The sequence below is a fragment of the Vicinamibacteria bacterium genome (assembly GCA_035620555.1).
GTDB lineage: Bacteria > Acidobacteriota > Vicinamibacteria > Marinacidobacterales > SMYC01 > DASPGQ01.
Genome location: DASPGQ010000660.1, coordinates 1 through 12,938, shown reverse-complemented (window position 1 = coordinate 12,938; position 12,938 = coordinate 1). Strand labels below are relative to the sequence as shown.

12 protein-coding genes are annotated in these 12,938 nt (G+C 62.4%); 8 read left to right on the top strand and 4 right to left on the bottom strand.

Annotation, left to right across the window (positions count from 1 at the left end; genetic code table 11):
• Positions 1-47: 47 nt before the first annotated feature.
• The gene (locus tag VEK15_26790) at positions 48-1,463 is read left to right on the top strand and encodes a Na+/H+ antiporter NhaC family protein (protein ID HXV64335.1); all 1,416 of its coding nucleotides are present in this window, start codon (positions 48-50) and stop codon (positions 1,461-1,463) included.
• Between the two features lie 60 nt (positions 1,464-1,523).
• On the opposite strand, the gene VEK15_26785 is transcribed toward VEK15_26790, so the two are convergent.
• The 3 genes from VEK15_26785 to VEK15_26775 all read right to left on the bottom strand — a co-directional run bounded on the left by VEK15_26785 (position 1,524) and on the right by VEK15_26775 (position 5,318).
• Complete coding sequence (locus tag VEK15_26785; GenBank protein HXV64334.1) at positions 1,524-2,726, bottom strand: SpoIIE family protein phosphatase; 1,203 nt, start codon at positions 2,724-2,726, stop codon at positions 1,524-1,526.
• A gap of 115 nt (positions 2,727-2,841) precedes the next feature.
• The gene (locus tag VEK15_26780; protein ID HXV64333.1) at positions 2,842-4,083 is read right to left on the bottom strand and encodes a geranylgeranyl reductase family protein; all 1,242 of its coding nucleotides are present in this window, start codon (positions 4,081-4,083) and stop codon (positions 2,842-2,844) included.
• A 146-nt stretch (positions 4,084-4,229) separates the two neighbouring features.
• Positions 4,230-5,318 (bottom strand): hypothetical protein, encoded by a 1,089-nt coding sequence (locus VEK15_26775; GenBank protein ID HXV64332.1) that lies wholly within the window; start codon positions 5,316-5,318, stop codon positions 4,230-4,232.
• A 160-nt stretch (positions 5,319-5,478) separates the two neighbouring features.
• On the opposite strand from VEK15_26775, the gene VEK15_26770 reads away from it, so the two are divergent.
• The 7 genes from VEK15_26770 (at position 5,479) to VEK15_26740 (ending at position 12,414) form a co-directional block, all read left to right on the top strand.
• Positions 5,479-5,682 carry a hypothetical protein gene (locus VEK15_26770; protein HXV64331.1) on the top strand — a complete coding sequence of 68 codons (204 nt, stop codon included), beginning with the start codon at positions 5,479-5,481 and terminating at the stop codon, positions 5,680-5,682.
• Positions 5,679-7,109, top strand: coding sequence for a hypothetical protein (locus tag VEK15_26765; GenBank protein ID HXV64330.1), 1,431 nt, complete (start codon positions 5,679-5,681; stop codon positions 7,107-7,109). The genes VEK15_26770 and VEK15_26765 overlap by 4 nt, the downstream gene beginning before the upstream one ends.
• Positions 7,106-8,548 (top strand): sodium:solute symporter family protein, encoded by a 1,443-nt coding sequence (locus VEK15_26760; GenBank protein ID HXV64329.1) that lies wholly within the window; start codon positions 7,106-7,108, stop codon positions 8,546-8,548. Before VEK15_26765 ends, VEK15_26760 begins: the two co-directional genes overlap by 4 nt.
• 97 nt (positions 8,549-8,645) lie before the next feature.
• Positions 8,646-10,046, top strand: coding sequence for a TrkH family potassium uptake protein (locus tag VEK15_26755; GenBank protein HXV64328.1), 1,401 nt, complete (start codon positions 8,646-8,648; stop codon positions 10,044-10,046).
• On the top strand, positions 10,043-10,708 hold the full coding sequence (locus tag VEK15_26750; protein HXV64327.1) for an NAD-binding protein: 666 nt from the start codon (positions 10,043-10,045) through the stop codon (positions 10,706-10,708). Before VEK15_26755 ends, VEK15_26750 begins: the two co-directional genes overlap by 4 nt.
• A 62-nt stretch (positions 10,709-10,770) precedes the next feature.
• Complete coding sequence (locus VEK15_26745; protein ID HXV64326.1) at positions 10,771-11,217, top strand: hypothetical protein; 447 nt, start codon at positions 10,771-10,773, stop codon at positions 11,215-11,217.
• A gap of 42 nt (positions 11,218-11,259) precedes the next feature.
• Positions 11,260-12,414: a site-2 protease family protein gene (locus tag VEK15_26740; GenBank protein ID HXV64325.1), complete on the top strand. Its 1,155-nt coding sequence runs from the start codon at positions 11,260-11,262 to the stop codon at positions 12,412-12,414.
• A gap of 13 nt (positions 12,415-12,427) precedes the next feature.
• On the opposite strand, the gene VEK15_26735 is transcribed toward VEK15_26740, so the two are convergent.
• A partial coding sequence (locus tag VEK15_26735; protein HXV64324.1) for a choice-of-anchor B family protein occupies positions 12,428-12,938 on the bottom strand: 511 nt, incomplete at its 5' end.

Here is a 12,938-nt window from a genome sequence, read left to right as displayed (position 1 = left end):
CGCTCGCCTGGCCGAGTTTATCACGCATGTGATATGAAGACGGCCGCGTGGATTCACCCAGCTGGCTGAGCGTCCTGCCTCCTCTCATTGCCATCGTCACCGCTCTGGTCACGAAGCAAGTCTTCCTCTCGCTTTTTGCGGGAATCTGGCTCGGCTGGTCCATCTTGAACGGCGGAAACGTCGTCGTGGGTCTGCGCGACGCGATCCAGGCGCTGGTGGACGTGTACAAGGACGATGGGAACACCCGCACCATCATCTTCAGCGCGATGGTGGGATCGCTCATCGCCCTCACCCAACATTCGGGCGGGGTGGAGGGTTTCATCCGCCTCGTGAGCGAGCGCGGTGTCGTCGCCACCCGCCGGGGCGCCCAGGTCCTGGCGACGCTTTTGGGGCTGGGTATCTTCGTCGAGTCCACCATCACCTGTCTTGTGACCGGCGCGATCTCGCGTCCCTTGTTCGACAAGTTAAGTCTTTCGCGCGAGAAGCTCGCGTACCTCTGCGACTCCACGTCGGCGCCGGTTTGCATTCTCATACCGATGAACGGTTGGGGAGCGTTCATCATGGGAGTTCTCGCCACCCAGGGCATCGAGAACCCTCTCACCACCCTTCTCTACGCGAATCTCTTCAATTTCTACGCGTCGCTCGCGGTCGTGCTGGTGTTCTTCATCGTGATCAGCGGCAAGGATTTCGGCCCCATGGCGCGGGCCGAACGCCGGGCGCGCGAGACCGGCAAAGTGCTGCGCGACGGCGCCGAGCCCCTCGTCTCGACCGAGGTCTTGAGTCTCCCCACGAAACCAGGGGTGGAGCCATTGGCCCGCAACATGCTGGTACCCATGGTCAGCATGCTCTTGATGATGCCCGTCGGACTCTACATCACTGGAGACGGCGATCTGCTGGCGGGAAGCGGCTCCACCGCGGTCCTCTGGGCGGTACTCCTTGCCGTGGTCGTCGCCGCCGTGCTGTACCGCGTGCAGGGGATCTTCTCGCTCGCCGAGACGATCGATCTGGCCTTCAAGGGGCTGGGCGGCTTGATGCCGGTCGCCCTCCTGATGATGCTCGCTTTCGCCATTGCCGCTCTCTCGAACGAGCTGAAGACGGGAATCTATCTCGCGTCCCTCGCCGAGAATCTGTTGCGTCCGGCGCTCGTGCCCGCCGTCTTGTTCGTTATCAGTGGTTTCATAGCCTTCTCCACCGGAACTTCCTGGGGCACTTTCGGGATCATGCTCCCAATCGGTATCCCGATGGTGGGAGCCCTGGGGGTGGACCTCCACGTAACCGTAGGCGCGGTGCTGGCGGGCGGAATCTTCGGCGACCACTGCTCGCCCATCTCCGACACGACCATCGTTTCATCGATGGCGGCGGGCTCCGACCACATCGACCACGTCAACACGCAGCTTCCCTATGCGATCACCATGGGTTTGCTCGCGTTAGCGGCCTTCTTGCTCGTCGGGGTATTTCACTGAAAGGTGAAGCGAGGGTTTCCGGGCGTAATTCGAGCCGCGAGGGACGAGTCAACAAGCTGGTCAGGTCGCTTTGACGATCACGACGCTCGCGTCGTCGAAAGGAGCACGTCCACTGAATCGCCGTACGTCCGCTAGCACCGCGTCGCCGATCTCCTGTGCGGAGGCACGCTGGTGACGTCGCAGTGCCTCGACGAGCCGAGGCCGGCCATACTCTTCGTCGGAAGCGTTCATCGACTCGGTGATGCCGTCGGTATACAGGCAGATGAGATCGCCGCTATTGAGCTGGAGAAAATGCTCGAAATAGCGGGGATTGTCGAAGAACCCAAGAGGAAAACCACCGGAGCGCAGCAGCTCGACCTCGCCGTGAGCCCGCATGACGATGGGGGGAAGATGGCCGGCATTGATGAAAATGAAACGCTTGGCCTGGATATCCAGCACGGCGTAGAACAGCGTTACATACTTGGCTCGGGGACCGCTGGAAGCCTGGATGAACTCGTTGGCATAACGCAGGATGTAACGAAGCGCCAGCTCCCGCTTCGCCAGCGTGTAGAGAGTGGCCCTCATTGCCGCGACCAGAAGCGCCGCGGGCACGCCCTTGCCCGACACGTCCGCCAGGGCGATCGCCCAACGATCGTCTCCGAGCGGAATGAAGTCGAAGTAATCCCCTCCGACTTCGTAGCAGGGCTCGATGACGGCAGAAACGTCGAAACCGAGAAGCGACGGGGCTTCGCTCGGCAGTAGACCGGCCATGACCTGGCGGGCGACTTCCATCTCCCCTTCGAGCCGCCTCTCCTGCAACATCTGAGCGAAGAGAAGCGCGCGCTCTATGGCCGCCGAAGCGACTCGGCTGTAGCTCATGAGCTTTGCGAGATTCGAATCGTCGTAGAACCCAGGCTCGTTCGACTCGAGCAACAACGCCCCCAAGACTCGCCCTCCGCCACCCAGAATCGGTGCCACCATCGCCGAGTGGGTCGCCTGGCGGAGATCCGCGCTCCGGGAGCCGTCGTCGACGACAGCTTGCAGACAGGCCTTTCCGGTTCCCAGGACGCGCCCCACGATGCCGCGGCCAATTTCGGGGCGAGGACGCGCACGCTCGCCGGCCACCTCGCCGCGGCTCCGCTGGCAGATGATCGTTTCTCCGTCGCGCTCTCTCACGAAGATGCTCGACGCGTCGAAGGCAAAAACCGCTCGGAGACCAGCGAGTACGTTGTCCGCCGTGCGATCGAGATCCAGCGACGAGCCGATCGCGCCGAAACCCTCCAAGATTCTCGTGATCTCGACCGATTCCGCATTCAGAGAGGCAGGCGGAGACCCCGTGCTTCCAGGCATAGACGTATAGTTTAGTCAGGGGGACGGGGCATCCGCCAGAAGGCTTTTTCTAGTCCACATAAGAGCGCAGGAGACCCGATAGGGAAAAAGCACCTCGGGGATCCACCCTTTCTTCGAGAATTCCCGCGAGAGCGCCGCGGAGATAGGAGCTTTGCGCGGCTCGGCTCAGAAAGAAGTCGCACAGCCACGGGCGGGCGAGCCAGCTTTCGGCGATGCGATAGGCCAGATACTTCGGTCGCAGCTCGCTCTCCACCCGCGAGGCGAACCGCGCGAGCGCGTCGTCATCGCCACGTCTCAGCGACTCGCTTACGAATTCCGCGGCGAGCGCGGCCGTTTCCATCGCTTTACCGATGCCCTCGCCGCTGGCGGGAAACGTGGTTCCGATCGTCTCGCCGATACTGAGGACGCGTGAGTGGGGCGGAGGCGTGAAGCCGTCCAAACCGCACCGTAGCCTGGCTCCACGAAGCGCCGAGACGAGCTCGCCCCGGCGAACCAGCTCAGACGCAGGCGGGAATGACCCGACGAAGCGCTCGAAGAGCCCACGGGGGTTTGGACTCGTGGTGCCCACGACGACGCCGCATCCGACGTTGTAGAGACCTTCTCCCACGGGGAAGATCCAGCCGTAACCCGGCAGAATCGATCGATCGTAGGAGATCAGAAGTGACTCGATGCGGTGGCTCGACCGTACATAGCCCCGGAGCGCGACGGCGCTCGGAAGGGTGCGAGAGACGAGACCGAGCCGGTCGGCCAGGGCGACGTCGGCTCCCGTGGCGAGAAGCACGAACCGGCTTCTCAGGGTCTCACCCGACTCGAGGCGGACGAACACCTCGGAGTCGGATGGCACGATGTCGATAACCTTGGCGCGGGCGATGACGGCGCCGGCTTCCATTGCCCCCTGGGCGATGAGAGTATCGAGACGCTCGCGGGGAAGCGTCCAGAACCTGCCCTCTATCTCGACCACGGCACGAGCGGGCCCGTGAATCTGAAGCGTCGACGCCCGGAAGGCGTTGGAGGCAACTCGCTCGGCAAGCGCGCATTTTCGAAGCGCGGCGATCGCATCGGGGATCAACGCATCCCCGCATGCCTTGTCTCGGGGATAGCGGTATCGCTCGAGAACGACGACACGATGTCTGGCGCGGGCCAAACAGAGCCCGGCGGTCGCGCCGGCGGGCCCGCCACCCACGACGATGACGTCCCACTCCCGCTCGAGCGTCGAAGCCTCGCGCTGCCAGTCGTTCACGAATTCGGAAGAGAAGAACATCCCCGCACGGCGCATCCTTCGTCGTTTCACCTCATCGGATGCGGACGATTATTCGCACTGCGTGCTCACATCTCATTTCCCGGCGGGATGCCCCTCCGAAGCAGCCCCGGAACACCTGATACCTTCGAGGGAGCCCGAATACGGACGGTTCCCTCGAAGCAGCCCGATGCGGACGATTATCGCACAGCGAAGACGCGATAAGCTCCCAGGGTCAAGACGGGAATCAGGAAGACGATCCAGAAGCCGTAGGTCACCGTGCCGTATCCCTTCGCGATCAAGTCCTGGAGACCCACCTGGGCAAGAAGCGCAGCCGCGAGCAGGAGACCGACGGCAACGACGGGTCGAAACACCGGCACGACGCGTCGGTGCTTCTCCTCGAGCGCCGAGGCGACGCGCTCGTTGAAAGCATGGATGAGCGCCGTTCCCGTCTCCACGAGCGTTCCCAGAAGCATGATTTGGAAGGCGAAGAGCAGCAGCCTCGAGCCCACGACGTTCAACAGGAACAGCGATGGAACCGTTTCCGGAAGGATCTCGGGATAGCGCCCCGTCATGGCGAGGAAGAAGAAGAACCCCGGGAGGATGGCGATCGGCCCCGACAGCAGACCGGCCACGAGAGCTTCCTTGCGACGCTCTAGGTGGCGTATCGTGAAGAGCACCGCGGGAAGCGTACCGACGTTGTAAGCCGCGTACTCGACTCCCCCTCGGATCCATCCCGGCTTCACCTCGCCCATGCCCAGCCCCGCCATGATGTCCCCACCGAAAGTGACGAAACAGGCGATCAGAAAGACGATGTAGACGGCGTAGAGAACCAGGGACCAGATCGACAAAAACTTCTCGACGAGTGGAGTCCCCTTCAGGACGAGAAACCCGACACCGACCATCATGAGCGCGACGCCGACGAAGTACGGAAGCGAGGCCAGCTCCTGGACGATGCTCCCCGCCGCGGCGGCGATCACCGACAACACGATCGTCATCATCACCAGATAGCAGACTTCGTACAGGACCCACAGCCGGCCCAGCAGAATCCGCGCGAAACCGCGATATTCGAACGTCTGGGTCATGCGAGCGAGCTCGAAAGTGACGGCACAAACCAGGCTCCAGACTACGGTCGAGACCAGCCACATCGCGAGAAGCCCGCCCAGGGGACCGAAGTTCAAGAAGAACTCTACGAGCTCTCTTCCGGTGCCGTAGCCACCGGCAATGACCATCGACTGAAAAACGAAGCCCGGAAGAAGATACTTCTGAAAAAACGGAGAGGAAAGCACGCAATCCGTTCATATAGCAGGAAGTCGGCCCGTTGCAAGCCTGCCGGATTTGACCGGTCGTCAATAACTCAAAGCCGAAAAGGACGCGCAGGCGCAAAGAAGGAACGTTCGCGTTGCTCTTCCCTTTCGCGTGGGATACGATTCCGTTTCTTCTGCGGCAATGAAATCCTTCTTCCCCATGGAACGGCTCGAGCTCGTCGCGCTCATGTGTCTCGTTCTGCTCTCCATCGTTTCCTTTCTGCCGGTTTTCCGTACAATAGAGCTCTTCGGCATGGCGGCTTTCGGCTGGCTCATGGCCGCCCTCATGATCGTCTCACCGGCAGCCACGCTCTTCATCTTCGTTCGAGGACAAAAGAAGCGTTGATCGTCGAGCGCATTTTGGTTCTCTTGTACCTGGGGGCTTGCATCGGCATCGGCATCTTCGCCTCGAGGCGAGTTCTGGCGTCCCGGGACGAGTATTGGGTGGCGGGTCGGCGCATCGGGACGTTGGTGAACGCCATGGCCATCATGGCAAGTCTTGCGAGCGGTGGCTCCATCATCGGAGTCATGGGACTCGCCTACCGACAGGGCATTCCCGCAACGCTGGCGCTCTTCGCCGGCGCGGTCATCGGTTTTCCATTGGCCTCGCTGCTCGTGGCACGACCGCTCCGGAACTTCGGCCGGTACACGATCACCGACTTTCTTGCGTTCCGTTATCCGAGTGCCATCGTACAGTACCTGGTGCCGGTGCTCATCGTCATCGCATTCACGATTTACATCGTGGCGCAGATGAAAGCGGCGGGCATCACCGCCGAGGCGCTTCTCGGCATCCGCTACGAGGTGGCTCTCACGCTCGCCACCGTGGTCTTCATCTTGTACGTCTCCGTCGGAGGGATGATCGCGATCACCTGGACCGACGTGGTCCAGGGTCTGCTGATGCTCGTCGTCGTCGTGGGGACCGGGCTGGTGATGGTCCTTCGCTTCGGTTCCCCGCTCGAGCTCATGTCGCAAGCGACATCGGTCGCTCCCGAGCTCGGGCAAGTGGTCAACAGGCCGGTGGAGAGCTATCTTGGCTATTTCGTCATCTGGGCTACTGCCATTCCCGTCATCCCTCATATCGTGATGCGCGTCTTCACCGCCAAGGATGCCCGGGGCGCTCGACTCTCGCTCAACGTGGCGATGCTGGCCTACAGCGTCATGATCCTGACGGCGACGCTCGCCATCGTTCCCGTCGGGAGGGTCGACTTCCCCGGACTTGCCGACCCCGATCAGGTGTTCTTGAAGGTCATGGAGTCGGAGTTCCCCGCTTTCATCCGCGGGATCGGCGTCGCCGCGGTGCTCGCGGCGGTCATGTCGACGACCGACGCGCTGCTGCTCGCGTGCAGCTCGGCCATCTCTCACGACATCCTCGGAATGCTCTTTCAAGATCGTGTGAGCGAGAGGGGCCTCGCGCTCGTCCGCGTCGCCTCCGCCTGGATCATCGGAGGGCTGGCTCTCTACTGGGCATTCTCTCCTCCGGAGCTCATCAGCCAGTTCTATACCGCCGGCATCGGGCTTCTCAGCGCCAGCCTCTTCGTCCCCACCATCGCTGGGCTCTGGTGGAAGAGGGCGAACCGCACCGGAGGGATTGCCTCGATCGTCGTGGGCGCGGTCACTTACATCGTGGTAGAGCTCGACTTCATCGAGCTCGGGCTCGCGCCCATCGTCGTCGCTCTCGCCGCCAGCCTGATGGCGATGATCGCCGGCGCCCTCGTCCAGGGCGCCGAAGAGCCCACGATGCTCGAGCACGTGGGAGATCTACACCGCCTGTGACCGTCGATCCGAGCTTGGGCTGGCTGCTCGGAGCAACCCTCATTCTCTACGTAATCGCGCTCTACGTCCTCTGCTTCATGATCCAGGGACGTATTCAATCGAGCGAGGACTTCCTCGTCGCCGGTAGGCGGCTCAGCCTTCCGCTCTCCACGGCGACTCTTCTCGGAACGTGGTTCGGAGCGGGGACTATTCTCGCTGCTACCGACGAGGTTCGCCGCGAGGGGCTGCAAAGATCTGCCCTCGAGCCGCTGGGAGCGGGCTTCTGTCTCATCCTCGCTGGACTGTTCTTCGCCAAGCCCCTTTGGGAAATGAAGCTCCTTACCGTGAGCGATTTCTTTCGCGAGCGGTTCGACCGACGGGCCGAGCTCCTGTCGGCCGCGGTGATGGTGCCAAGCTACTTCGGATGGATCGCGGCGCAGTTCGTCGCGCTCGCGGGAATGCTGAACCTCTTCTTCGGGACCGACATGACCGTGGGAATCCTGATCGTAGCCGCCGTCGCCGTCGGCTATACCCTCATGGGGGGGATGTGGTCAGTGACCTTGACGGACGCGGTTCAGATCACGCTGGTGCTCGTCGGACTCGTACTCCTGGGAGCGTCGAGCTTTGCCGCCCTCGGTGATGGGAGTATTCTCGCCGGCCTGGAACGCCTCTGGACGGAGACACCACCGGAGATGCGGATGCCAATCCCGATTGGCTCGGCTCAACTCGTGCTCGAATGGCTCGCCGTCTTCGCCGTAGGCGCTCTCGGCAACCTTCCCGGACAGGATCTCATGCAACGCGTCTTCGCATCGCGCTCGGGCAGAATCGCTTCGAGCGCCTGCGTGCTCGCGGGCGCGCTCTACATCACGTTCGGCCTCATCCCGGTGACACTCGGACTCGTAGGGCGGCTGCTCTTCCCCGAAGACCTGGAGCGTGCGGTGCTTCCGGCTCTCGCGCACGGATTCCTGAGTCCCGGCCCGGCGATCGTTTTTACCGTCATGCTCGCCTCCGCGGTACTCTCCACCATCGATAGCGCCATCCTCTCTCCCGCGAGTGTGCTCTCCCAGAACGTCTTCCATTACTGGAACCGTGGGCGATTGTCTTCTCTCACGCTCAACCGTCTCGCCGTCGTTCTCGTCACCCTGGCGAGCATCGGCTTCGCCCTCGCCGGACAGCGTGCCTATGCGCTTCTCGAAGACGCCTACGAGCTTCCGCTGGCGGGAATGTTCGTTCCCCTGGTGATGGGAATCTACGGCAAACCTCGCTCGGCCGCCCCCGCGATCGCGTCGATGGGACTCGGGCTGGTGTTGTGGCTCGTTCATTACTTCGCCGACTGGACGTACTTCCTCGAGCCTTGGACGGGAGAACTGCCGCTGGCTCCACCCGCTTCGATCACGATCACCGCGTTTGGATTCGTCGTCTACATCATCGTAAACGCCGCCTCGAAGAGAGCGGAGTAGACGTCCGAGGCCCGGGCTTCGAGATCGGCGACGATGATAGAATCGCCAGTCGGATTCCGAGTCCGTGCAAATCTCTCACCACATACCTCCCGTAGACTTGCGCTTGGTCTCGGCCAACATTCGACGACCTCTGAAGCTCCTCGGAATGGCGCTCGTCGCCCCGCTTGCCGTGGCCATCGTGTCTCGCGAATGGACGCAAGCGATCGTCTTCGCCGGCCTCGCCGGCGCGACCTACCTGATGGGAAGAAGGGAGCCCTCATCGACCGCGCCGATCGCGCCGCGAGACGCACTGGTCTTTGCCGCCATCGTATACCTCGTTTTCTCGCTCGTTGGCGCCCTCGCCTATCTCCCCCATGCGAGCTTGGTCGATGGCTTCTTCGAGTCGATGTCGGGCTTCACCACGACGGGGCTGAGCGTCCTCGATCCCGGCTCGATGCCGAATAGCCTTCTCTTCTTCCGATCTTATTCGCAGTGGATTGGAGGCGCGGGCATCATCGTTCTCTCCATCGTGTTCTTGCCCGGAGTCCGCGCCACGCTGCTTCCCCTTTACTCGGCCGAGTTCCGCGAAGAGAACCTGCTGGGGAATCTCTTGTCGACCTCGCGACTCGTCTTCTCGATCTACGGAGGCCTGACGCTGCTGGGCCTCGGGGTATTCGTTCTGTCGGGCATGGGATTTTTTGACGCGCTCCTCCACGTTCTCTCGACACTTTCCACCGGAGGATTCTCACCTTACCCGGATAGCATCGGACGATACGGGAGCGTCGGCATAGAGATCTGGGTCTGCCTGTTCATGATTGCCGGCGCCGTGGCCTTTCCCCTCTACTATCGCGCCGCGCGTGAAGGTCCAAAGAAGTTCTTCGCCGACTCCCAGCTTCGAGCACTCGCGCTCGCCATCGGAGCCGGTTTCGTGCTGACGCTCCTCTACGACCGATCGCCAGGTGGGCACGGTTCGATCGTCACTCATGTCTTTCACAGCGTATCCGCGGTGACCACCACGGGCTTCAACGTGACCGATGCCGGCGGGTGGACGCAGGGGCAGAGGCTGGTGGCCATCGTATTGATGTTTATCGGTGGCTCCTCCGGCTCCACCGCGGGAGGCGTCAAGCTCATACGAGCTCTCGTGCTCGCCCGGGTGGCTCAGTGGTATCTGCACCGCGCACTTCTGCCCGCGGAGGCGCAGCTCCCGGTACGCCAGGGAGGTAGGATCCTGAGGGATGACGAGATCCGAAGTGTGGTGGGGCTGACGATGGTTTTCCTTTGGCTCATCGCCTTGTCGACCTTCCTGTTGACGCTCACCGGTTGCGAGCCAATTGATGCCTTGTTCGAGTCCACTTCGGCGCTCGGAACGGTGGGTCTCTCTACGGGCCTCACTTCTTCCGATCTCGAATCGTGGGCAAAGCTCCTCCTGGCGATGGACATGTGGGCCGGCCGGCTGGAGATACTCCCGCTCCTCGTTTTGCTCTATCCTTCTCCGCGTCGTTCGGGGAGGTCTTCGTGAGAGCCGTGATCGTGGGCGCCGGTGGGATCGGAACGGAGCTGGTGCGCATCCTCGCGCGCCGGAAGGACAACGATCTGGTCGTGATCGAGGAGAACGAGGAGCGGGCACGCGAGATCTCGGCGGAAATCGACGCTCTCGTATTGCACGGGGACGGGACGCATCCCGAGATACTCTCGAAGGCACGGTTGGGCGAATCGGATGCTCTCGTGGCGGTGACCGGGTCGGACGCGATCAACGCCGTGATCGCCATGCTCGGACGCCGCGCGGGAGTCTCCAAGGTCGTCGTGAAGCTCGATGAGGTGGGGCTACGCGCCGCGCTGAAAGAGATAGGCGTCACTGATATCATAGCGCCGAGGTTGGCGGCGGCGGCCCACATCGTATCGGCGCTCTACGGCTTTCATCGGCTCGACTTCACTCTCGTGAGCCGCGGAGGCCTGCAGCTCGTCGAGGTACCCGCGGGACCGACAGCGGGCAAGACGCTCTCGGAGCTCCACCTCGCTGACGACACGCTCGTCGTCGCCGTCGTCCGCGAGCAGGAGAGTCTGCTTGCCCGGGGACGGACCCGGCTCGAGAGGGGCGATATCCTTCTCGTTTTGGTGGAGAGTTCCGCCGCCCACGAGCGTCTCCTCGAACGGCTCGATTCGGCGGGCGATGGAGATTGATGGATATGGATAATCGCGAAAAAAGAAAGAGCCGATTCTTTCTGGGGTTCGTAATCGGTTTCATGTTGGGAGCGCTTGGCCTCGCGGTGGCGCCCCAATGGTGGAGGAGCTACGTTCCCGAGGCTTTCTTCCCCGGCGGCGTCGTGCATGGAGTCGTGGCGGAGAAGTCCACCGACTCGAAACGCCTTCTGCTGAAGCTCGAGACGAGCGATGGAGTTCTGCTGGCCACTTTTACCGAGCGGCTCGAAGAGATCGATTTGCTGGTGGAGGATGGCGACGAGGTGAGCCTCCGACTTCCCCGCTACGAGCCGTTCGTGACCGATCCCCGGCTGGAGCGGGTCCGCAAACCAGAGAGAAAGGAAGAGGCGGGAACGGAAGACGCGGAGCCCGTCGAACCGAGCCCCGTCGAACAGCCCCTGGAGGACGTGGAGCCACCCCCCAAAGACACTCCAACGGAGAGGGAGCCGACGGTTCACTCCGGCGCGCTCACTCTGCCGGACGAGGAATAACCGGACCTTTGCCGGGTCCGTCCCTCCGTCGAGGAAACGGTATTGGCGGCACCTCATTCGACCGACGGTGAGCGGATGGAGCGAGGCATTCAACTCTTCCGCGTGGCGGGTATCCGCATCGTCATCGATTACTCATGGTTCGCGATCTTCCTCCTCGTCCTGTTCAGTCTTTCCGTAGGCTACTTCCCGCGGGAGCATCCTGACGAGAGCGGCGTCACTTACTGGATCGCGGGGCTCGCTGCGACCCTTCTCTTCTTTCTGTCGATCCTGTTGCACGAACTGGCTCATTCGTTGATGGCGATTCGGTCGGGCATCTCCATTCCCAGCATCACGCTCTTCGTTTTTGGTGGGGTCTCCAAGCTGTCAGAGGAGGCCAAGGATCCCGGCACCGAGTTGAAGATCGCCATCGTGGGCCCCCTGACGAGCTTTTTCCTCGCGCTCGTGTTCTGGGCGATTGCGCGTCTGGTCGAGCCCGTGGCCCTTCCCCTCGTAGTCTCGACCCTCGACTACCTGGCCTTGATCAACGCCGCTCTCGGCGTCTTCAACCTCATCCCCGGGTTCCCCCTCGACGGGGGCAGGGTTCTACGGGCCATCTGGTGGCGGAGAACCGGCTCGCTCCAGGCCGCTACGCGACTCGTGTCCGACCTGGGCAAAGGGTTCGCACTCGCCCTGATGCTCCTGGGAGCGGTTCAGATCTTCTCTCACAACCTGCTGGGCGGCGCGTGGCTCCTCTTCATCGGCATGTTTCTCCGCGGAGTTGCCGAGCGAGGTTACGAGGACACGATGCTTCGCGGGGCTCTCGAAGGCGTCCGAGTGAGCGATGTCATGGTTCGTGACGTCGTAATCGTTTCGTCGCGAACCAGCCTTCGCGATCTGGTGAACGATTACTTCCTCAGGTATGGATACCATGGCTTTCCCGTGCTCGAGGAAAACCGCCCTGTGGGCCTGGTCTCGATCTCTTCCCTCGCCGGGTTAAGGGAAGAGGAACTGGCGGAAAAGACCGTGGCCGCGGTGATGACGCCGCTGGATGACTCCAGGATCATAGCCGCCGACGCGCCGCTCATCGAAGCACTCACCCGCATGGCGCCATCGGGAGTCGGCCGTCTCGTCGTGATGGAGGGCAAGGACATGGTCGGGCTCATCACGAGAACGGGTCTCGCCCGGCTGGTCGAGATTCGCCGCCAGCTGAATCGATGATGAAGACGATTCGCTATGGCAACTGAGGCGAGAGCAGGAAAAGTCCTTGCTCGATCCCGCTCACGGCGACGACGCCGCTCGGGAAGAAGGGATAGACGCTCCAAGCGCCGTTGAACTCGGGGGAGTCGTCTTCGGGATAGATATCGAAGTACGCGGCCTGACGCAGCGTCCCGTTCGCGATCCCGTCGAGAGCAAAGATGCGGAGTCCGGCGCGATAATTGGCCTGGTAAGCGAAGCCCTGACGGACGTACAGGTTGTGATCGATGGACGGTGTCGCCGCCTCGTAAGTTCCGATGAGGAGGGGACGGTCGAGATCGGCGATATCCCAGACGCGCGTTCTCGTGGCATGGCCGTAGTTCACCTCGTCCAGCTCGTCGCCCAGGAGTAGAAACAGCTGATCCTCCGTGATCCATCCCTGGTGCGTATAGCCCGCCCCGGGGTAGCTCTGCTTCGACACCATGCGGGGGCGGGACTTGTCGGTGACGTCGACAATCGTGAGCGTATCCTCGTTGTAAGCGAAACAG